Below are 19,062 nucleotides of genomic sequence, written 5' to 3'. Positions count from 1 at the left end.
TTGAAATGAAATGGATAAACACTCGTTCTCACGCTTTCTGGTTAGAGACTGAAACCGACCGTATTTTTGAGTTTGGACGCAATTCGGTTGTACCAAATGGCTTTGGCTGGATTGGCAACAACGGTAATGTTCGCGAAGAGATGGGGACTCGTCTTTGGATTACGGCTCGTATGCTTCACTGCTACGCGCTAGCCGCTCATATGGGACGCCCAGGTGCTTACGATCTGGTTGAACATGGCATCGCTGCACTTGAAGGGCCTTTGAAAGATAAAACTCACGGAGGTTGGTTCGCGACTATCGAGAACGAAGGAGGTGGCATCATGGACTCGTCAAAGCAAGGCTACCAACACGCTTTTGTCCTGTTGGGTGCTGCAAGCGCGGTCACTACAGGACACCCACGTGCACAGGCTCTATTGGATGAAGCCATCAATGTTTACGAAAACCATTTTTGGGTAGAAGAAAAACAGATGTGTTTCGAGTCTTGGGATCAAGCTTGGACTGAAACCGAAGACTATCGTGGCGGCAACATGGCGATGCACTCGGTTGAAGCGTTTCTGATTGTTTATGATGTAACCAAAGACAAAAAGTGGCTAGATCGTGCATTGAATATCACCGAGTTTATGATCAACAAAACTGCGAAAAGTCTGAACTATAGAGTAAACGAGCACTTTGACTCGGATTGGAACCCACTGCCTGATTACAATAAAGAAACTCCGGCGAGTCATTTTCGAGCATACGGTGGTACTCCTGGGCACTGGATCGAGTGGGGACGTCTGATCTGTCATTTGCGCGCAACGTTGCAAGAGATAGGTGATTACTGCCCAGATTGGCTGCTAGAGGACGCTATTGGGTTATTTGATGCGACAGTGCGAGATGCTTGGTATGTGGACGGAGCGCCAGGCTTTGTTTACTCTGTTGGCTGGGAAGGTAACCCAGTTGTCCGTGAACGTATTCGCTGGGCACCTGTTGAAGCTATTGGTACGGCTTACGCACTTTATACCGTCACCGGTGACAAGAAATATGAGGATTGGTACCGTACTTGGTGGGATTACTGTCGTACTTATCTAATCGACTACGAAGGCTGTTCATGGTGGCAAGAGCTCGATGTCAACAACCAAGCGGGAACAAGCGTAGTTTGGGACGGAAAGCAAGATATCTACCACCTCATGCATTGTTTATTGATTCCTCGATTGCCATTGACTCCAGGTTTAGCACCTGCATTATCAAGTGGATTGTTGGATTCACAATGTAAATAGTTTTTTATAGGGTCACTTATAGTGTTATAGGCTGGCCCTCGGTTTCAGATAATAAATGCGACATTCATGGGGCGGTATAGGAGAGGAAGCCAAACACTGAAAGTTGTATGCTCTTCTCGCAAAAGAAACAAGCAGTACTACCATTAATTATCAGCAGTTGACTGAGGGCAGAAGGTGCTAGGTTTTTATCTTCTGGAACGGGGGATTTCGGTTTCTGAAATAGCTAAAACAGTTCATTGCCATCGCTCTACGGTGTATCGAGAGCTTAAATGGAGCCATTACTGCCCAGACGAAGCTCAGATGTTATCAATCAAAATCGCAAATCTACATGTAAGTACCGCACCCACAGGAACATGTTGACTTTATCCGTCTCCTTTGGAAATGGATGGAATCCTGAGCAGATACCCAATGTATTAACGTAGGTCGGTGCGCCAGTCAACCATGAGTGGAACTAGCGACTTATTGGGTAGGATAGACGCTTTGGTGGTAAGTTATATCGCCACCTGAGGCAAGAAGCGATCTTGTGATTGAGAAATCGACACTGCATTAAGCAAGCACGGCACTAGCGTTATGGTGACGATTTTAGAGCGTAAAACACGATTTACGTGGTAAAGAAAGTCTCATTCAAGTCAGTGGATTATGTCACCAAAGCAACAATAGAGGTACTCATGCCTCATAAGGAGCATGTCCATACCATCACAGCAGATAACGGGAGAGAATTTTCAGGTTATGAAATAATCGCAAAGGAGCAGGAGGTTTATGTGTACTTAATGAGAATACGAACGGCCTTTTAAGGCAATATGTGAAGAAAGTAACCGATCTAACAACGGTAACAGACAGCGATATTAAATTCGCTTTATCGCGGAAAAATTATCGACCGAAAAGTGTTTAGACTTCAAGTAAACAGCGATTGCCTTTAAAGAAATGGCATTAGCTGCTTGATATTGGCGAAAGTCGCACTTCGTAGTTGAATTCGGGAATTTTTGGTTTTCTTTACAGTGTTGTAACTCCAATTGAAAACAAGTTTAATTTTCTATGGGAGGGTAATGTCGTTTAATGAGGTACTAGAGCATGTTAAAAAATATAATGTTATTTGGAATATAACGTATGAAATTGAAGATTAGTGTTGTAAGGATAATGTTAATTTCCGTCTTGCCGATATTAACAGTTCCATTTAGTCCGTTGGCTTACGCCGAAACAATAAACGTGCGTAAAGTGGAGGGGTTAAAAGAGGAAATGGTCTTCGATATCCTCAAATTGGCATTGAGTAAAACTCGCCCTGATTCGAAGTTCATTACTTCAAGTCAATATTATAATGAAGCACGCTTAATGGGAGAGGTTATAGCTGGGAATATTGACGTAATGTGGGCTGGTGCCACACTTGAAAAAGAAGAACAAATGCTCTCGGTGCGCATTCCAATATTAAAAGGGCTTCTAGGTCATCGAATATTTATTATCCATCAAGAAGATAAGGGAAAATTTGCATCTATTCAAACGTTGAGTCAGCTCAAAGCTTTTGATGCAGGTCAAGGTACATTCTGGGGGGATACGAAAGTGTTAAAAGCCGCACAAATCCCCACCATCACTACTATTAAATATTCTAATCTCTTCCCTATGCTGGAAGGCGGGCGGTTCGACTATTTTCCTCGAGCAGTCCATGAACCATGGAGTGAAGTTGACTCTCGTCCAGAGTTGAATCTTACCATCGATAAGAATGTGATGTTGGTCTACCCATTCGCAATGTACTTTTTTGTTAGTCCTGACAATCAGACGCTGCATGATGATATTTATAACGGTTTCGAAATGGCAATTCAAGATGGTAGTTTCGATGAGCTTTTCTTTAACCATCCAATGATTAAAGAAGTCTTAGAGAAAGCTAACTTAAAAGATAGAACCGTCTTTCGTATTCCCAATCCATACATGCACGATAAAACGCCTTTTGAACGCAAGGAATTTTGGCTTGATGTTTCTAAATTGTAAGCATGCGTAACAAGAACAGGAAAGAATAATGAACTCTATTAAACAGAAGTCGATGGCACTATTGTCATTAGTGACGCTTGTGGTCATGATAGTTGCATTTATGGCGACATATTATGTAGCGAAGGGCTATCTAGATAAATCTTTGCAAAGTGACATCATAGACACTAACCAAACACTAAGTATCGTTCTTCAAGAGCCAGTTTTTGCATATGACCAAGCGCTCATTACGAATATTATCGATTCTTTTGTGGTGTATCCACATATTGAAAGTATTCAAGTAGCCGATCATCGCGGTAAAATCTTGGCAACAGCTAATGCTGACGAGGCAGCGGCAAAGCATGTCCTTAACTCTCAAATTGTGGATGTTTTTTGGGGAGAAGATAAAAAGGTAGGAGCTCTATCCATAGAATATCGTCTGGATGCCAATGACAGCTTGCTGCAGGCTCTCAAGTTCGTGTTGATAATGCTAGGTGGAGCGCTATTAGTAGCACTTCTAGCGACTAATTGGATAGTTCTTTCACTGTTTGTTGTGAAGCCTGTCGAGAAGGTTGCACAGGCGCTTCATGAAATTGCGGAGGGAGGGGGAGATCTGACTAAGCGACTCAATATCATAACAAATGATGAGTTTGGGCGTTTAGCCACGAGTTTTGACAGTTTTGTTGAACACCTACAGTCTTTAGTTCAAAGTATTGTGCATTCTGCAAACTCTTTAGGAGTGTGCTCAAGTGATATAAAGCGAAGTGCGCACATCAATGCCCAATCCATGAAAAGTCAGTCCGCTGATGTAGAACAAGTAGCGACGGCGTTGAATGAGATGAGTAGTGCGACTGAAGAGGTGTCTGGTAATGCGGTACAAACCTCAGAAAAAACAGTACAGTGCAGTGAGTTGGCTAATTCAGGGAGTGCAGTAGTAAGTAAAACAGTGTCGGAAGTTAAAGAACTCGGTGTACAAATAGAGCAAACATCACTTACGATAGGTGCTTTAAGAGAGAAAAGCTCTGATATTAATACCGTATTAGAAGTGATTAAAGAAATAGCAGAGCAAACCAACTTACTGGCGTTAAACGCAGCAATCGAGGCCGCGAGAGCAGGTGATCAAGGGCGTGGCTTTGCGGTTGTTGCAGATGAAGTTAGAGGACTCGCACAACGTACTCAAAACTCGACAGAGGAAATAGAGGAAATCATTCGAGAGTTACAGACTGCATCAACTCAAGCGGGTGAGCAGATGAGCAAAACGAGTGAGCGTTTGTCATATACGTTAGAAGAGTCAGATAGAGCCTTAGAAGCGTTAGCTGATATTTTAGAACATATCTCAGTAATCACTGACATGAATACGCAAGTGGCTACGGCAACTGAAGAGCAAAACGCAGTGGCAGCGGATGTTAGCGAGAAAGTAGAGAACATTAACACAACAACGCAGGAAGTCACTCAGAACGCGCTTCACGTGGGGGAGGTGGCTGAGAAACTAGACAAGCTTAGTGGAGAGATTAAGCTGGGCTTAAATAAGTTTAAAACCGATTAATGTTGATTAAACCAGTTCCGCACCAGCAATTTTGGACACCGAGTTAAGTGAGTACAATAATTAACGAGGTGAACCATGACAAGCAAGAAAACGTATTATTTGTATTCGTTCGGACTAGATCTGATACTTCAATTTGAGAAGAAGAGAGTTATCCGCTTTGATTAAAGGTGCTTAATCCGTAATCAAAGACAACAAGGGGTAACTCTCATGTGTATTAGTGTGATTACCAAGGGAGACTGACGGTATAACTACCAACCGATTTTGTCGTAGTCACACTAGCAATGATTTCCCAAGTTGGCAACTCAAGCCGACTTGGGAAGTAGCTCTAATTTCGCCAGCCTCAATGCTGCTGTATTCATGTTTTCTCTCAACCAGATCAACCTGACGCCATTCGGGCTGATTTCCACATCGTATTTGGCTTTTAACTGCCGTGAGACTTGGACCTGACCCAAGTGAGGATTTTGCAAGCTAAACTCTATGACAAGGCTTTCTAGCTCTGCGTCTGGCCTGTTTTTATGTCGCAGGTTAGGTGTTTCTTGACGTCTAGTGCGTCGATGCCTCCTTCTTTGAGCAATCGAATCGCCTATGACGATAGATGGTATCTCTGGACACGCCTGTAAGGCGAGAGGCTTCGGTAACGTTACCCAGCTTGTCCGCTAACGCTAATACGTCCAGCTTTTTCTGTATCTCGATGTCTTCTATTGCGGCTTTTGTAGGCTCAACCACTTCGCTAATTTGTAAGTGACGCCCAGCGAAGTAAGCGTCAAATTTGCCGTTGGAGACATTCCGTATTTCTATCTTTTGATGGGCAATCGAGTGCTTGATTGGAGACTCAATGAAGTAAAGTTTGTTGCCATAACTAAAGGTATGATCATTACGGATTTTACGATGCACTTTGGCCACACAGATATCATCTAGATTTATGTGAGCTGGCAGAGGCTTATATTCCGAGGCCAATGCCTTTGACTTAACGGTGAGTTTCTTGTGCCAGTACTGAGGGATAAACACATGCTGCAAATAGCTGTTTGCACCAGCCATATCCTTGATATTGTTTAACCTTAATTCAGGTATCAGCCTGTCTTGCAATGTATCGAATGCGCGTTTTATTCGACCTTTGCCCTGAGGAGAGCTAGCGAAGATGATCTCAATACCCAGCTCTTAGCACGCCCGCTGCATTTGAGAGAAGTTATTTCGCTTAGAGCCACCAAAGATACCTGCGCGGTCAACATACAGCGTTTTAAAAAGGCCACGCTTTTCAATGATCGTCCGCAATACTTTGAAACAGCCCGCAGTTGTTTCTGAGGGGAAGAACTCGGCAAATAACTCACTGGTGGCATCATCGATAGCGGCAATGAGACAGGATTTTTTATTGCCAAACCAACGGTGTGGACTGCCATCCATTTGCAGCATCAGGCCAGAGGCACCCATCCGTTCTCGATGCTTATGAACTCGACTTCTTCGGCGTTTAGCCCGTTTTACATGGTGGATATCATGCGCCCACCTTCTCAGCGTTTCACGCTTAACAACGATGTTCTCATTTGCTTCGAGCATGTCAGCCAGATTAAGCAGGTTTAAGTCATAGTACTTTTCACGGATAAGCCGCTGAACCTCTTGTTTAAGCTTATCAGGGGTTTTATTAGCAGGAGCCTTACCAGTGTTACCGTGAATGATGAACTGAATACCGACCTTGCGATACCGTTGAAGGTAACGCTCAACAGTCCGTCTGGATTTACTGAGAAGTTAGTAGCATTGGTAATGGTTAACTTACCTTCGGCTACTTTAGCAATGACATCGACGGTCAACTGAGCTTTGGAGTTCATAGTGGTCATCTTTAGCACCTCTCAAATGTTCAAAGTAAACATTTAAAAAGCACGGTTAAAGACCACCGTCAATTTCCCTTGGTAATTAGCGACTACGACAGAATCGCTTGGTAATTAAGATACGACAAAGTCGTTTGGTGTTCACACTCTCATGTGTATTAGTTCAGACTAGATCTGACACTTCAATTTGAAAAGAAGAGAGTTACCGCTTTGATTAAAGGTGCTGAATCTGTAATCAAAGACAAAAGAGGTAACTCTCATGCTTCATACTAACAATCCAATCATCAAACACAAAGCAGGCCTTCTCAGTCTTGCATAAGAATTCGGTAATGTCTCTAGAGCCTGTAAGGTTATGGGCGTATCAAGAGACACTTTCTATCGTTATCAAGAGCTGGTTGAAACTGGCGGTATCGATGCGATGATTAATCAAAATCGCAGAACACCAAACCTGAAGAATCGTGTCGATAGTGAAATTGAGCAAGCCGTTCTCAAGTATGCCATCGATTTCCCTGCTCATGGACAAGTCAGAACAAGCAATGAACTGCGTAAACTTGGCGTGTTTATTTCACCAAGTGGCGTCCGTTCAATCTGGCTTCGCAATGATCTGGAAAACTTCAAGAAACGGCTCATTGCTTTAGAAAAAAAGGTTAATGAGAACGGTATTATTTTAACCGATGAGCAAGTCGCTGCGCTTGAGCGTAAGAAACATGACGATGAGGCCTGTGGCGAGATTGAAACTGCACACCCAGGTTATCTCGGCTCTCAAGATACGTTTTATGTTGGTAACTTGAAAGGCGTTGGGCGGATCTATCAACAAACCTTCGTTGATACGTATAGCAAAGTCGCATTCGCTAAGCTCTACACAACAGAAACACCGATCACAGCAGCTGATATGTTGAATGACAAGGTTTTACCGTTATTCGAGGCTCATAAGCTACCGATGCTCTGAATCTTGACCGATCGTGGCACCGAATACACTGTGGTCGAGTTGAACAGCATGACTACCTGCTTTACCTAGCCATTAATGATATCGATCATACGAAAACAAAAGTCATGTCACCGCAGACAAATGGTATCTGTGAACGCTTCCACAAGACCATATTGAATGAGTTCTACCAAGTGACATTCAGAAAGAAACTGCATGGTTCGATGGACGAATTGCAGAAAGATCTGGACGAATGGATAGACTACTACAACAATCATCATACTCATCAAGGAAAAATGTGTTGCGGCAGAACGCCAATAGAAACAATAGAGGATGGGAAATCAATCTGGGCAGAAAAGAATCTAACCCAGATATAATCTGACAGACACCGAGTCCAAAAGTGGGTAACTGTCAGTTCAGGTCTGAATTAGTACATCTCATGCTTTATATGTCTGAAAGTGAAATAATGACCATCATTATTACTTTTCATATGTCACATCAACGTGATTTCAAGAATTTCTATCTTGGTATCATCCACCGATACCAAAAAAAATGAAGTCCCGACATTACTTAGTTACACGCTTTCTTGAAGTAATGCCTTCTGTGCTTGTTCCCCTCAGCTCCTTTTTTACTCATGTAAAAGGAGAGCTAACAGGTATTGAGTTTATTGACTCTACCAGTATTAAGGTTTGCCATAATTTGCGCATCCGAAGGCACAAAGTATTTAAAGGAACGGTCGCAAGAGGTAAAGGGTAAGCACTGTTTGAACAATATGAAAGCAGCAATATTACTCAGCGCGCTTTTTGCGAACAACATAGACTGAGTTTATCCACGTTCTTTTCAAAGCGACGTCAACTCCAAACGACAGACCAATCTGAGTCTATCGGATTTGTTAGAGCCGAAATCGTCGAAAATACAACAAAGTATCAGGCCCAGATAGCAACGGCGAATATGATACTTCTCATCAATGATGTAGAGCGGAGTATCCCTCAAGGCACGCCAGCGACCTATCTTGTTGAACTCATTGGAGCGTTGTCATGAAACGTATGCTCAGTGCTCCAAAGATTTACCTCTATCGTGAAAGCGTTGATTTTAGAAAGTCCATCAACGGGCTTGCGGCGATTATCGAGGAAAATGATACGAACTTGCCTCTTGGCAGCGGTGCATTGTTCCTGTTTACCAATAAACAACGCGATAAAGTCAAAGTGTTGTATTGGGATAAAACAGGCTCTGCCCTGTGGTATAAACGCCTCGAAAAAGCCAAGTACAAGTGGCTTTCAAAAGAGAAAAATGAGGTGTTTACCCTCACTAAATTTGAGCTTGAAAGACTGCTTTCTGGCTTCACAATTATCGGCCATGAACCCGTTGAAATAAACGATTTTACAATGAGTTAATCGAGAATAAAGCCTTATTCACCAAGCGTTAACAGCACGATTTTAGTATAATGAAAGTTGAAGCGATCCAATATGAGCCGTTCATGACCAGAGACGATATGCGTCAAACGGACTTCGAGTACATTGAAGTTGATTATAACCGGGCGAGAAGGCACAGTGCTCTTGGGTATCTAAGCTCAGTTAACTTTGAACAGTAAAATGTCGCTTAATGCAGTGTCCAGTCTGGCTGGAGCAGATCACAGCTGAATGTGACCGTCAAATCGAACGTTGTTTTGACTATAAAACGTTCACGAGCTCACACTGATCATACAGGAGATCATTCGATATGATCTAATCTTTACGTTGAGTGTCTCCTTGAAGCTAATACCAAACTTTATGAAATATTAAGGGCTAGAAAAGTGAAGAGACTTTTTTAGATTTTCACTTTCTGTATAAATGCATGTCGCACAGGGTCTGAAAAATTAGAGTTCCACAATAAGCCTACTGACCACAGAGCATGTTCTCCGGTTAATGGAATGAAGCGTATATGAGGTTGACTGATACGTGCCACACTTGCTGGAATGATAGTATAACCCAAACGAGCAGAGACTAATGCTAATACAGTAATTATGTCATCTGCTTCTTCAACAATTGTTGGTTGCTGCTGTGCTTCCCACAGGTAGGTGGTGATGTGCTTGTTCATTGTCGGGTTTTTATCACGGCTTAAGGCAAGGTAATTGAGGTGACTCAATGATCTCCACAAATTTTTAATGTCTATCATCTCTTTTTCATGGACGGCTATTGCCAGACGATCTGAGAATAAAGATATTGCTGTTAATGGTGATTCTATAGGAAGTCGGTCAAATCCCAATTGAAGATTACCCAACAGAAGTTCTTCGACTAGTTTATGAGATGGGTAATCGTTTAAAGTAACATGTACATTAGGGAAATCTTGTTTAAATCGGCCAATGTAGTTTGGGGCTTCGTGAAACGATGATATACCAAATCCGATATTCAAATGTCCTGATGTTCCTTCTGCTACAAACTTTGATAAAGCTTTGAACGAGTCAAATCCTTTCAAAACACGTTTTGCTTCTGGTAACAAGACCTTACCCATTGGGGTTAACTCTGCGCCATGTCTACCACGATCAAATAGCACTACATTGAGCTGCTCTTCGAGACGCTTTACTTTTTTTGTGAGTGCTGACTGAGTTATGTAAAGGTGTTCAGAAGCGACACGAAAGTTCATATCGTCAGCCAACTGGCAAAAAGTGCGAAGTAAATCTATATCCATTCTGTTTTGGAATCGAAAGCTGAATTTTATTCATTATAAATCATTGAATGTATCTTTTATAGTCATCAGCATGATAAGGCTGAAATATAGTTTAACATAAATCAATAACTGAGCTAAACGATCAATCTGTATAGGTTAACTGATAGTGATGTGGAACTCCTTGTTACAGTTTTACTCTTTGTTTACTTCTTGGAAATGAAATGATGAATGAAGTTTTGATTCAATCAATAGGATTTGTGGCTTTAGGCGTTAATATACTAGCCGCTTCATCGGTTAACGGTAACCGAATGAGAGCATTGATATGTGTGTCTTGTTTCATTTCCTCAATCCAGTTCATCTTACTTCGTGCTGTTGTTACTGGCTTTAACCTGTTTGTGAATTTTTCTCGTGTATCAGCTTCTGTTAAATTCAAGGGGATTAAAGTCTTTTTCATTTTCTTTGTAATCCAAGTTTTAATTAGTAGTTATTATTACTCTGGGCCTCGATATTCACTTCCGACTATAGCGTCAGTTATAAGTTGTTACGCTTTATTCAGTGCGCATGTTATGCGTATGAGAGTAGCTTTCTTTAATTTTACTCTTATCCGGGAAACTAATTGTTTTTTTGTTAGTTCATATAGTGGACTTTTTAAAAATTTATTCAATTTTATAATAATTCGCAATACTTTTTTTAGACTGAATAATAAAAAATTCTAGATAAAATCAATTAATTACTTTCCAGTTACTTATATTTAAAAATAACTTCTCTTCGTTTTAATAAAACAGTAATAAGAAGAGTCGTAACCAATAACCAATAACTAATAATCAATAATCAATAATACAGAAGGAAAAAATATGAAGAAAACACTACTGAACCTCACTTCGGCCTATCTTACCATCGCATCTACTGCAAATGCAGCAGAGTACATGTTAACAGTGCCTCATGTGACAACAACGGACGGCTATTACTAACAGTAGCTACTCGTACTTAATAACTATGTAGAGTAACGCTCGATCGAATGGCCAGATAGTAGTAGATATCTACCCTTCCGGTCATTTATGCTCCTCTACAAAAAAATATATCGCGGGTATACAAGCTAGTCTTTCCTAAAAAATCTAGGACTAAATTCTTCCTTTCTCTATTTAATAGGGAGAGGTTTACATATCTAAAATATAACAAACATATGTTAAACTTTACATTCAGGATAATATAAATGAAACAGATAACTCCTTTTTCTATTCCACATCTAATCTGTGCTAGCTTAGCAGCAGCTTCTATAAATGCGAACGCAGAAGACATAAGTCAAAAAAATTCTCAAGCGATTGAAGATATGAAAATTGAACTCAATAAACAAAAAGAAGAAGCAGTGCAATGGCACGGTTATTTTCGTGCTGGATTTACTTCCAACGAAAATGGATCGGGAGCCGGAAATTCAACTATACAAGCACCAAATGCCGGAGCTTTCTATCGTCTTGGTGGTGGTGAGAGTAACTACGCTGCTACTAATTTTAGTCGAAAATTCAATACTGACAGTGGAGCATGGGCAAAAGCTTATTTTGGCCTAGTATATGAAGATCGTGATGCAAGACGTTGGGTTTTTGATACTCAGAATAAAACCATTTTTATGGATAAGGCTTACGTAGAAATGGGTAATTTAGATTTTTCTCCTGAGGCTTTATTTTGGGCTGGACGTGTAAACTGGTCTGATGATATTCATATTTTGGACCGAAAATATTATGAAATTCGTTCTCCGGGTATTGGTATCAAAGGGGTTGAATTAAGTAACGGGAAATTGGATCTTTTCTTAACCTCCCACGATAGTGATGGAGATAAAACCTACACTGATGAGAATGGTACAACTGTGATCTATGAAGATGACGCAAGACCAAGAACACATACACTTGGTGTAGAATATCGCACTGGTCCATGGTGGTTAACTGGTAGCGTACAAACAAATAGTGAGAACAGTAGTTACTCTGTGACAAAAACAATCAACGGTGTGGAAGATACTTATGTCGGTGAAACTGCCAAAACCGGTGCACATATCATGGTCAATTACGCTCAGCCAACCTATTTTGGATTGACAGATGGTCGAGTGAAGTACGTCGCGCAATATTCTACTGGAACTTCAGCTGCATTTTTAGGTCGTCATGGTGATACTAACCAATCGAATGATGGTGGCCAGAACTACCGTGTGTTTGTCGATGGTTTGGCATCGTTTGGTAACTGGGACATTAATACTATTGCCTTGTTTCAGCAGAAGAACGACGTAGATTTTGAGGGTAACGACAACACATGGTGGACGATTGGTGGGCGAACTTCTTATTACTTCAATCAAAATTTAGCGTTGCAGTTTGAAGCTGGTTACAACGGTAGTAGTTATTCAAGTGATACGGAAGAAGAAGAGGGAGGGTTAGCTACATTTACTATCGCACCAACGTTAAAGCTTAAAAAAGCATTCTTTAGTCGTCCTGAAATCCGTTTTTATGCTACATATGCGAAATACACTGGTGATTACAATGCGGGCAGTTTAGACGGGTACAGTTCTAATGAGGATGATAGCTTTACGTTTGGTGCACAGGCTGAGATTTGGTTCTAAATACGTCCTCTAGGTAGAATTTAAATATAGTTTCACGATATTAATCGATATAAAAAAGGGGAAAGGTTTTTCCCCTTTAATTAGTTTAACTATTCTACGTAGTTTATATGAAGGGCAGTATGATAAAAAAGTATATAAAATTAAATCGAAGAAAAAAAATATTAGCAATGTATGAAAAGTCGGAGGATATAAGGACAAAGGATATCGCAATATATTTTAATGTCAGTACGCACACTATCAGACGTGACCTTAATGCTATTTCAATTGAAAATAATTTAAAAATTTATCATGGAGGGGCAAAGAAAGTTAAAAAAAACAAAATTGAAGATGGAATAAAATTTGTTGATGATATTATCTCTATTATATTTGAAGGATGTAATATCTATATGGAAACTTCTAGTGTTTCTGAGTATTTAGCGGACTTGTTACCCAATATAAATATCAAAGTTCTTACAAATGATATTAATATATATAAAGTAATAAAACACAAAGATAGAATACGGATGTTTTTCTTTGGAAATCACTCTTCAAGAGATGATTTAGGAATTAATTTTTCAGAATTCATTAATAAAGATATCTTTGAATCTATCGATATCGCCATTATCGAATCTGAGTATATTGATAGTGACGGATTTATGTTAAGTGAAAATTTATCTAGAGCGACATTAAATCGACTTGCTATTGATAAAGCAGAATACAGCTATCTTATTAAAAGCAAAAAAAAGTGTAATTCGACGAATTGTATATATAAAACCTGTTCAATAAAAAGTTTCGATAATGTCTTTGATGGGGAGTAATGGTTTTGGAAAATGAGAAAGTAAAGCATGAGTTAGAACATGCTAGAGCAAATTACTGGATATTGACAGTAATTTGTGGAGTTTTTCTATCTCTTATTATAAATAAAATCATGTTGTTGGAATTTGATGCTATCAGTGGTACGTATGTTCTTGCACTAATTTTTTCAGGAAATTTCGCAATAAAACTTTCTGCATATATAAACAAGTTAAAAGATATAAATATAAGAGGTGAGTAACCGTTCACTTCAGGGCGAGATCGCGAATGTTTTTTGACCGTTTAGATTGATCGATTTGACGATCGAAATTAGCTGTGATCATATACTCTCTTTGAGCGAGAGAGACTAACCATAATGCATATCGTTCAGTTCAAAGAACACTTCCAAGCCGTTACAGACAGCGTCAATCAGCAAAGGTAACGTATTGCTTATTCGAAGTCCTGTTTGGCTCATTGTGCGCTGTTATCGCGGGAGCTAAAGGTTGGTTTGATATTCGTGAGTACATTCTAGGTCATTACGAATGGTTTGGTAGTCAGTTTTGAGCATATGATGTTCGACGATTTCACGCAGCCAGTTATAAGCTGAGAGCTGTTGAAGTTTCGCAGTCTCGATAAGTGAAACATCCGTTCACGGAACAGGTCTCCTCGATATGAACGAGTTACGTAACAGCACTTTCTCATCAATATGTAATTACGACTCGTTCCGCTGCGTTGTTCGTTAACGGACATTCGGAGTCATTCATAAAGTGCCAGACCATAACATCATCTGTGATGAGATTACGGCACCGACCTCGATATCGTTTTGAACATTGATAACTGCCCAGTTTGAGCCAATGAAGCCTGCTCTTTCTTAATCGTCTGAGTCGACGATAATATTGGTTTTCGGTAATTTTGTTCTCGATATATCGTAAACGGTTAATCAACCACACATACTAAACGAGCTCGTCGTTTGCCATAGTACCTTTTTCATTGGAGGAACTATGGAACAACAAAGTAAACGAGACCATTGGGCTAATATTCTAGAGGAACAGCGGCAAGGTAATTTAACCATCAAGCAGTTTTGTGCCCAACAAAATGTAAGCTATCAGACTTTTCACTACTGGTCGAAAAAGCTCAATCAACCAGAGCCTGAAACCCAAGTTCAACCGATAGTGATCACAGAGTTAGCAGAGAGCAGTGCAAGTTGCGTAGTGCTCACGTCCAACAATGGTGTTCGTGCTGAGCTGCCAACAAACCTAAATTCGCTACAAATTAAGCATTGGGTTGAAGCTCTGCAATGACACCGTCAGGTAAAGTCTATTTAATCTCTGGCGTCACCGACATGCGTAAGTCTATTGATGGACTCTCGCTTATCGTTGCTGAAACACTTGAGATGGATCCATTCAGTGAGTCCTGGTTTATCTTCTGCAACCGAGCCCGAGATAAACTGAAAATTCTATTTTGGGATACCAATGGCTTTTGGCTTTACTATCGGCGTTTGGAAAAAGGCACCTTTAAGTGGCCCAAGCCGAACGCTGATGGTGCTATCCATATTAGTAAGCAACAACTGAGTTGGCTTCTCTCTGGGTTAACTCTTGACCATGCTAAAGCTCATCGTCCACTTTATAATCTAGAAGTGTGACCGCTGATACTGATCGTTATCTTGGACTTAAACGATCCTTTTTCGCTGTCACACTTAAGGCATTGAAATGACTTGAGCCTAGATATGACCGACCTTCCTGATGACATTGACCAGCTAAAAGCGATGCTGCTTGAGCTTCAGCAACAGAATGAAGCAAAAGACAAGCTGCTGGAGGCAAAACAAGAAGAGGTCGCTGAGCTCAAAACCAAAGTTCAACTTCTAGTCGAGCAGCTTAATCTTAGCAAATCCAAACGCTTTGCTTCTCAGAGTGAAAAAACACCCAAAGGTACATTCAACGAAGCAGAGCAACGAGAATGGGAGCGACAAAACAGGGAACATCAAGAGAAGGAGAAAGTGTTTATGATGTCGTCTTTATTACAGGTGATGGTCCGCTGGAATATTATTTATTAGACGAGAAAGCCAGTAATCAGCTAGAGCATGAAGCAAAGGAAAGCGACCGCTTAGTCGAAAGCTATAAAGCGTTGCTAAGCTCTGCCCCTAGCGATAAAAAGGCGACCCGAGAAGCACTTGAGCAACATACCTTGAAGAGAACAGCGTGGTTTGAAGATGCCATGCACGCGGGTATTTTCGGTGATAACAGCCGCCCGTTAAGCCCAGCTTCACAACGTGCCGCCGCCATGAGAGCGGCGCAGCCCAAGCCAAACCCGAACCTCGATTTAACTCAAGACAGACTGACTTCACTGCAACAGCGAAAAGCTTTCGTAGAGCAATACCGCTACCGTTGGCTCGAAGAAACCTCGATGGAAACACTGAGAAAAGAAACCCTTCGTCAGTTAGACCGTCAAATCGATGCATTCAAAAAGCTAGAAACTAAAGCAAAACCCAAAGAGGAAAGCACAACCAAGCTTGGCGTTGGGGCAGACAACTTCACCAATGATAAAACTTAGCTCGTGACACAAAAGGCCAAGCGTCATGTCGTTGAAGCCTACTCCATCAACCAAGGTCGTTACGTGTACCTTCGTAACGCCTTTTTTGAACGAGAAAAGCCACGTTGGAGCCAGTCTTATCATCACAGTAATGCCGATGCCGCGCTCAAGCGAGGGGACTTAAATCGTCTAAGTCAGGAGATTGCGAAAGACATCAAAGAGAGCGCCAAAGAGTTTAAGGTCGAAGCGAAGTTTGCCGAATGGAAAGCGGACGGCGGTAAATTCCATGAATGGAAGTCCACTCAGAAATACTTAACGGAAAGTGGTGAAACACGATTTGCGATTAGCCCAGAAGCGCAGTTGCTTCGCTGGGGCGCTCAAGCCAGTGTCGCGACAGTGTTTGAACCCACGAACGGGCGAGTTGACATCGGTATTGGCGCAGAGGCAAGCTTATCACTCGCTGAAGCAAAAATAGAAGCTAAGTGTTACCTTCCGTATGAGAAGGGTTTTCCTATCCGACTCACTTACCTCGATGCAAATAAAAAAATAGCGACTTATTCATTTGGTTGCTTCCGTTTTGTTGGCACTGCCGCCATCGGTTGTTTCACTGGCGCAATGGCAGAAGGCAGAGCGGGCGTTGCTGCGGGTGGGCGTCAACAAAGCAGAGAAGTCAATGAGTACGGCGAGAGCGTTGGCGTCATGTATTCACCGAAAGTGAACCTTGCCCAAGGGGCTAAAGGTGACGTCGGTTTTAAGGTGCAAGGGTTTGCGGGAATGCAGGCCAATGGTCAGTTAGTGGGTGGCGTTGAGTGGCTACCACCTAAAAATGCCTCTTCTTCAACAGATGAGCCGGAAGATAATCAAAAGGAAAGCAAAGAAGCCGAGTTTCAAGCATTAGCTGAAGTCAAACCAGAGGGTAATATTGCGTTTGGTGTGGGCGTCAACGCTGAGTTTCAACTGACTCTAGAGGGCGGTAAGTTTTATGTCAAATGCTCAGGTCAGATTGTTTGTGGTTTTGGTGCTGGCGGCGGTTTTGGCGCGATGCTCGACACGACCCAACTTTGGGCACTGACCAAAATCATTCTGCAAGGATTGCAGTACGTTGATTATCGGATGCTTAATAATATTAATTCACTTGCTTATGATTACTTGGTGAACTCAACACTGGTTGCGTTTGCTAGGGACTTGGTTGCCGATCCGGCTCAAGTGTTTGAGAAGGTTCTATTAGAGGGTGAAGCAGAAGTAAATAACTTAAGGGCTTCATTCAATAATTATAAAGATCGCCAAGAAAAAGCTATTGCACTAGCCACTCGTATTCTTGACGAATCGACATTGTCAGGTGTGCCATTCGAGCAACTGTTCCCCGAGGCTATTGGGATTATGATCGATGTATTGGTTGAAGAGTTTTTGTTTAGTTTTAATGAGCAACAAGAGAGTGCAATACATAAATTGCTTTGCAAAAGCACTTACAGTTGGCATAAGTTTGAAGAGATTTTGCAACGCATGAACCCAGATGGGCGTGCTATTGCTGGTGAGAAAGCGATGTTTGATAACCTTGCGCGCATTAATGCAATTTTGGACAACATCCAGCAGCATGACTTTAACTTGTGGGTGACGCAGTTAGCAGAGAAAAATAAACTGGATGCGACCAGCAAGCCTTACACACCCTTAAGTGGTGAGGCTCTTGCACGCAAGAAAGCCCAAATTACCGCACCTAGCGATGAATATCTGCCGTATCGATAAACCTAGCGAGAGGAAGTAGGTCGTTGTGACCTATTTCCTTCGCACCATTACTTAGCTGGTGTGGTTTGCTGAAGCGCGCAACGAAAGCTTACAGATACATAGTATTTTTTTTCGACTGGGGCATGGGGAATACGTGAAAAGACCATAGTGGCTCCCGCCGCATCACGGCGCACTTTTTCTATACCTGACTCGGGACCTTGCGGGTTATGTTCTGGTGAGACAAGATAATAATCTTTGGCATACCAATCATTAACCCATTCACTGACTTGGTTCGACATACCAGCCACTCCTAATGGGTTAGGCGGGTACGCGTCCACATCTTCGATGCGTCTAGCTGTATTCACCTCTTCGTCAGCATACTCAATATAACGATTGGATACAGGGTCAAAGTAATGGTCACCTTGGAGCTGTGCATAACCATTGTTGGTTGCAAAATATACCTTTTCCCCACGACTTCTGGCGGCATATTCCCATTGTGCTTCCGTTGGTAGATCGAATGGTAATGCACTGACATCACCTAACCATTGGCAGTAGTCTTTAGCTTCTTGCCATGTTTTAGTTGGTGCTGCGTTGTTCTTAAGATCAGTCGTCAGAGTGTTGTACCATTCGCTATCACGAAGCACCTCATAATTGAGAGTCTTGGGACCAAAACTACTTGCAACAGGTAATTTTTTAAGCTGACGCATCCACTCCATATCAATAAAACGCGTTTCAAATTTTGCAATCGAGTATGAGTCCAATGTTACCTTGTGCAGGTTATAAGCACCGGTTTCTCCGGTGTTCGGGGAGCTAAAGCACTGCACATCCGGTGACCAGTCCATACGATTTGGTGTGTCGCTTGGAATTTCACATGGTGCACCAAAGTCCCCCATCTCAAAACTTCCACCTTTAACAAATACAAGTTCTTCAATTGCTCGAACTACGGTTTTTGCTGCTCTCAGCTTTTGCTCTTGAGTTGCCTCTGGATAAAGCTTATTGATGTTCGACACAATCGTATCGATTTGCTTTTGAGATACGGTCTCGCTAGACACTGGGATTGCTGAACTCTCGCTATTGCACGCAACCAATAAAGGAAGCGTACAAGCCATACCTAACCATCTGTTTTTCATTTGATATTCCTTTTACTTTATGTGCATATTTTACGCAAAAATAAAAGGCGAAAACAGTTTCAAAGGCACTGTATGACTAGTTATAACGACTTCGTTCCTGTTTAGGAGTTACATTGTCTTAGAAGCTACTTTGTGGTCAAGCACACGAATACTCTAAAGACA

The 19,062-nt window shown here is 41.6% G+C and carries 16 protein-coding genes and 7 pseudogenes; 20 read left to right on the top strand and 3 right to left on the bottom strand.

Annotated elements, in window-relative coordinates; translation table 11 throughout:
- Positions 1-5: 5 nt before the first annotated feature.
- From ATG66_RS16625 to ATG66_RS16610, 5 genes and pseudogenes are all read left to right on the top strand, one after another.
- Positions 6-1,256, top strand: a complete 1,251-nt coding sequence (locus ATG66_RS16625) for an AGE family epimerase/isomerase (protein WP_098416335.1) — start codon at positions 6-8, stop codon at positions 1,254-1,256.
- A gap of 174 nt (positions 1,257-1,430) precedes the next feature.
- Positions 1,431-1,616: a helix-turn-helix domain-containing protein gene (locus tag ATG66_RS21240; protein ID WP_441351607.1), complete on the top strand. Its 186-nt coding sequence runs from the start codon at positions 1,431-1,433 to the stop codon at positions 1,614-1,616.
- 171 nt (positions 1,617-1,787) lie between these two features.
- Positions 1,788-1,982, top strand: a pseudogene (locus ATG66_RS21235) (IS30 family transposase); the annotation flags it as partial.
- Positions 1,983-2,363: 381 nt separating this feature from the next.
- Complete coding sequence (locus ATG66_RS16615; protein ID WP_218925183.1) at positions 2,364-3,236, top strand: transporter substrate-binding domain-containing protein; 873 nt, start codon at positions 2,364-2,366, stop codon at positions 3,234-3,236.
- A 28-nt stretch (positions 3,237-3,264) separates the two neighbouring features.
- The gene (locus tag ATG66_RS16610) at positions 3,265-4,758 is read left to right on the top strand and encodes a methyl-accepting chemotaxis protein (protein WP_098416333.1); all 1,494 of its coding nucleotides are present in this window, start codon (positions 3,265-3,267) and stop codon (positions 4,756-4,758) included.
- 302 nt (positions 4,759-5,060) lie between these two features.
- Here the strand turns inward: ATG66_RS16610 and ATG66_RS16605 are convergent.
- Positions 5,061-6,587: pseudogene (locus ATG66_RS16605) on the bottom strand (ISNCY family transposase).
- A gap of 250 nt (positions 6,588-6,837) precedes the next feature.
- On the opposite strand from ATG66_RS16605, the pseudogene ATG66_RS16600 reads away from it, so the two are divergent.
- The 5 genes and pseudogenes from ATG66_RS16600 to ATG66_RS16580 form a co-directional block, all read left to right on the top strand.
- Positions 6,838-7,880: pseudogene (locus tag ATG66_RS16600) on the top strand (IS481 family transposase).
- A gap of 71 nt (positions 7,881-7,951) precedes the next feature.
- Positions 7,952-8,253 (top strand): annotated as a pseudogene (locus tag ATG66_RS21120) (transposase); the annotation flags it as partial.
- A 9-nt stretch (positions 8,254-8,262) separates the two neighbouring features.
- Positions 8,263-8,544: an IS66 family insertion sequence element accessory protein TnpA gene (gene tnpA, locus ATG66_RS16590; protein WP_098416332.1), complete on the top strand. Its 282-nt coding sequence runs from the start codon at positions 8,263-8,265 to the stop codon at positions 8,542-8,544.
- Positions 8,541-8,897 (top strand): IS66 family insertion sequence element accessory protein TnpB, encoded by a 357-nt coding sequence (gene tnpB, locus ATG66_RS16585; protein WP_143699714.1) that lies wholly within the window; start codon positions 8,541-8,543, stop codon positions 8,895-8,897. Before tnpA (ATG66_RS16590) ends, tnpB (ATG66_RS16585) begins: the two co-directional genes overlap by 4 nt.
- A gap of 41 nt (positions 8,898-8,938) precedes the next feature.
- A pseudogene (locus ATG66_RS16580) lies at positions 8,939-9,094 on the top strand (IS3 family transposase); the annotation flags it as partial.
- Between the two features lie 215 nt (positions 9,095-9,309).
- Here ATG66_RS16580 and ATG66_RS16575 read toward each other — a convergent pair.
- Positions 9,310-10,170 (bottom strand): LysR family transcriptional regulator, encoded by an 861-nt coding sequence (locus tag ATG66_RS16575; RefSeq protein ID WP_098416331.1) that lies wholly within the window; start codon positions 10,168-10,170, stop codon positions 9,310-9,312.
- Between the two features lie 200 nt (positions 10,171-10,370).
- Between ATG66_RS16575 and ATG66_RS16570 the strand changes: the two genes are divergently transcribed.
- The 10 genes and pseudogenes from ATG66_RS16570 (at position 10,371) to ATG66_RS16520 (ending at position 17,791) form a co-directional block, all read left to right on the top strand.
- The gene (locus ATG66_RS16570) at positions 10,371-10,865 is read left to right on the top strand and encodes a YgjV family protein (RefSeq protein ID WP_306471569.1); all 495 of its coding nucleotides are present in this window, start codon (positions 10,371-10,373) and stop codon (positions 10,863-10,865) included.
- 497 nt (positions 10,866-11,362) lie between these two features.
- Complete coding sequence (locus tag ATG66_RS16565) at positions 11,363-12,748, top strand: carbohydrate porin (protein ID WP_098416330.1); 1,386 nt, start codon at positions 11,363-11,365, stop codon at positions 12,746-12,748.
- A gap of 119 nt (positions 12,749-12,867) precedes the next feature.
- Positions 12,868-13,545 (top strand): DeoR family transcriptional regulator, encoded by a 678-nt coding sequence (locus tag ATG66_RS16560; RefSeq protein WP_179885706.1) that lies wholly within the window; start codon positions 12,868-12,870, stop codon positions 13,543-13,545.
- A 5-nt stretch (positions 13,546-13,550) separates the two neighbouring features.
- The gene (locus tag ATG66_RS16555) at positions 13,551-13,781 is read left to right on the top strand and encodes a hypothetical protein (protein WP_143699713.1); all 231 of its coding nucleotides are present in this window, start codon (positions 13,551-13,553) and stop codon (positions 13,779-13,781) included.
- Positions 13,782-13,895: 114 nt separating this feature from the next.
- Positions 13,896-14,068 (top strand): annotated as a pseudogene (locus tag ATG66_RS16550) (transposase family protein); the annotation flags it as partial.
- 452 nt (positions 14,069-14,520) lie between these two features.
- On the top strand, positions 14,521-14,820 hold the full coding sequence (tnpA, locus tag ATG66_RS16540) for an IS66 family insertion sequence element accessory protein TnpA (protein ID WP_143699712.1): 300 nt from the start codon (positions 14,521-14,523) through the stop codon (positions 14,818-14,820).
- A complete protein-coding gene (gene tnpB / locus ATG66_RS16535) occupies positions 14,817-15,161 on the top strand; it encodes an IS66 family insertion sequence element accessory protein TnpB (RefSeq protein WP_098416327.1) in 345 nt (114 codons plus the stop codon). Before tnpA (ATG66_RS16540) ends, tnpB (ATG66_RS16535) begins: the two co-directional genes overlap by 4 nt.
- Before the next feature lie 84 nt (positions 15,162-15,245).
- Positions 15,246-15,473 (top strand): annotated as a pseudogene (locus ATG66_RS16530) (IS66 family transposase); the annotation flags it as partial.
- A gap of 2 nt (positions 15,474-15,475) precedes the next feature.
- On the top strand, positions 15,476-16,069 hold the full coding sequence (locus ATG66_RS20880; RefSeq protein WP_179885705.1) for a hypothetical protein: 594 nt from the start codon (positions 15,476-15,478) through the stop codon (positions 16,067-16,069).
- 3 nt (positions 16,070-16,072) lie between these two features.
- A complete protein-coding gene (locus ATG66_RS16520; RefSeq protein WP_098416325.1) occupies positions 16,073-17,791 on the top strand; it encodes a hypothetical protein in 1,719 nt (572 codons plus the stop codon).
- Between the two features lie 47 nt (positions 17,792-17,838).
- Here ATG66_RS16520 and ATG66_RS16515 read toward each other — a convergent pair whose 3' ends face one another.
- The gene (locus ATG66_RS16515; protein ID WP_098416324.1) at positions 17,839-18,900 is read right to left on the bottom strand and encodes a formylglycine-generating enzyme family protein; all 1,062 of its coding nucleotides are present in this window, start codon (positions 18,898-18,900) and stop codon (positions 17,839-17,841) included.
- Between the last annotated feature and the right edge of the window lie 162 nt (positions 18,901-19,062).

The sequence above is a fragment of the Vibrio sp. ES.051 genome (genome assembly GCF_002563795.1).
In the GTDB taxonomy this organism is placed as follows: domain Bacteria; phylum Pseudomonadota; class Gammaproteobacteria; order Enterobacterales; family Vibrionaceae; genus Vibrio.
Note: the sequence above shows the minus strand (reverse complement) of the source record. Positions and strands in the feature narration are given on the sequence as shown.

Bases quoted from the DNA above. Each gene is read 5' to 3' on its own strand.
- ATG66_RS16625 (WP_098416335.1), top strand. From the start codon at position 6: ATGAAATGGATAAACACTCGTTCTCACGCTTTCTGGTTAGAGACTGAA.
- ATG66_RS16615 (WP_218925183.1), top strand. From the start codon at position 2,364: ATGAAATTGAAGATTAGTGTTGTAAGGATAATGTTAATTTCCGTCTTG.
- ATG66_RS16610 (WP_098416333.1), top strand. From the start codon at position 3,265: ATGAACTCTATTAAACAGAAGTCGATGGCACTATTGTCATTAGTGACG.
- tnpB (WP_143699714.1), top strand. From the start codon at position 8,541: ATGAAACGTATGCTCAGTGCTCCAAAGATTTACCTCTATCGTGAAAGC.
- ATG66_RS16575 (WP_098416331.1), bottom strand. From the start codon at position 10,170: ATGGATATAGATTTACTTCGCACTTTTTGCCAGTTGGCTGACGATATG.
- ATG66_RS16570 (WP_306471569.1), top strand. From the start codon at position 10,371: ATGATGAATGAAGTTTTGATTCAATCAATAGGATTTGTGGCTTTAGGC.
- ATG66_RS16565 (WP_098416330.1), top strand. From the start codon at position 11,363: ATGAAACAGATAACTCCTTTTTCTATTCCACATCTAATCTGTGCTAGC.
- ATG66_RS16560 (WP_179885706.1), top strand. From the start codon at position 12,868: ATGATAAAAAAGTATATAAAATTAAATCGAAGAAAAAAAATATTAGCA.
- tnpA (WP_143699712.1), top strand. From the start codon at position 14,521: ATGGAACAACAAAGTAAACGAGACCATTGGGCTAATATTCTAGAGGAA.
- tnpB (WP_098416327.1), top strand. From the start codon at position 14,817: ATGACACCGTCAGGTAAAGTCTATTTAATCTCTGGCGTCACCGACATG.
- ATG66_RS20880 (WP_179885705.1), top strand. From the start codon at position 15,476: ATGGGAGCGACAAAACAGGGAACATCAAGAGAAGGAGAAAGTGTTTAT.
- ATG66_RS16515 (WP_098416324.1), bottom strand. From the start codon at position 18,900: ATGAAAAACAGATGGTTAGGTATGGCTTGTACGCTTCCTTTATTGGTT.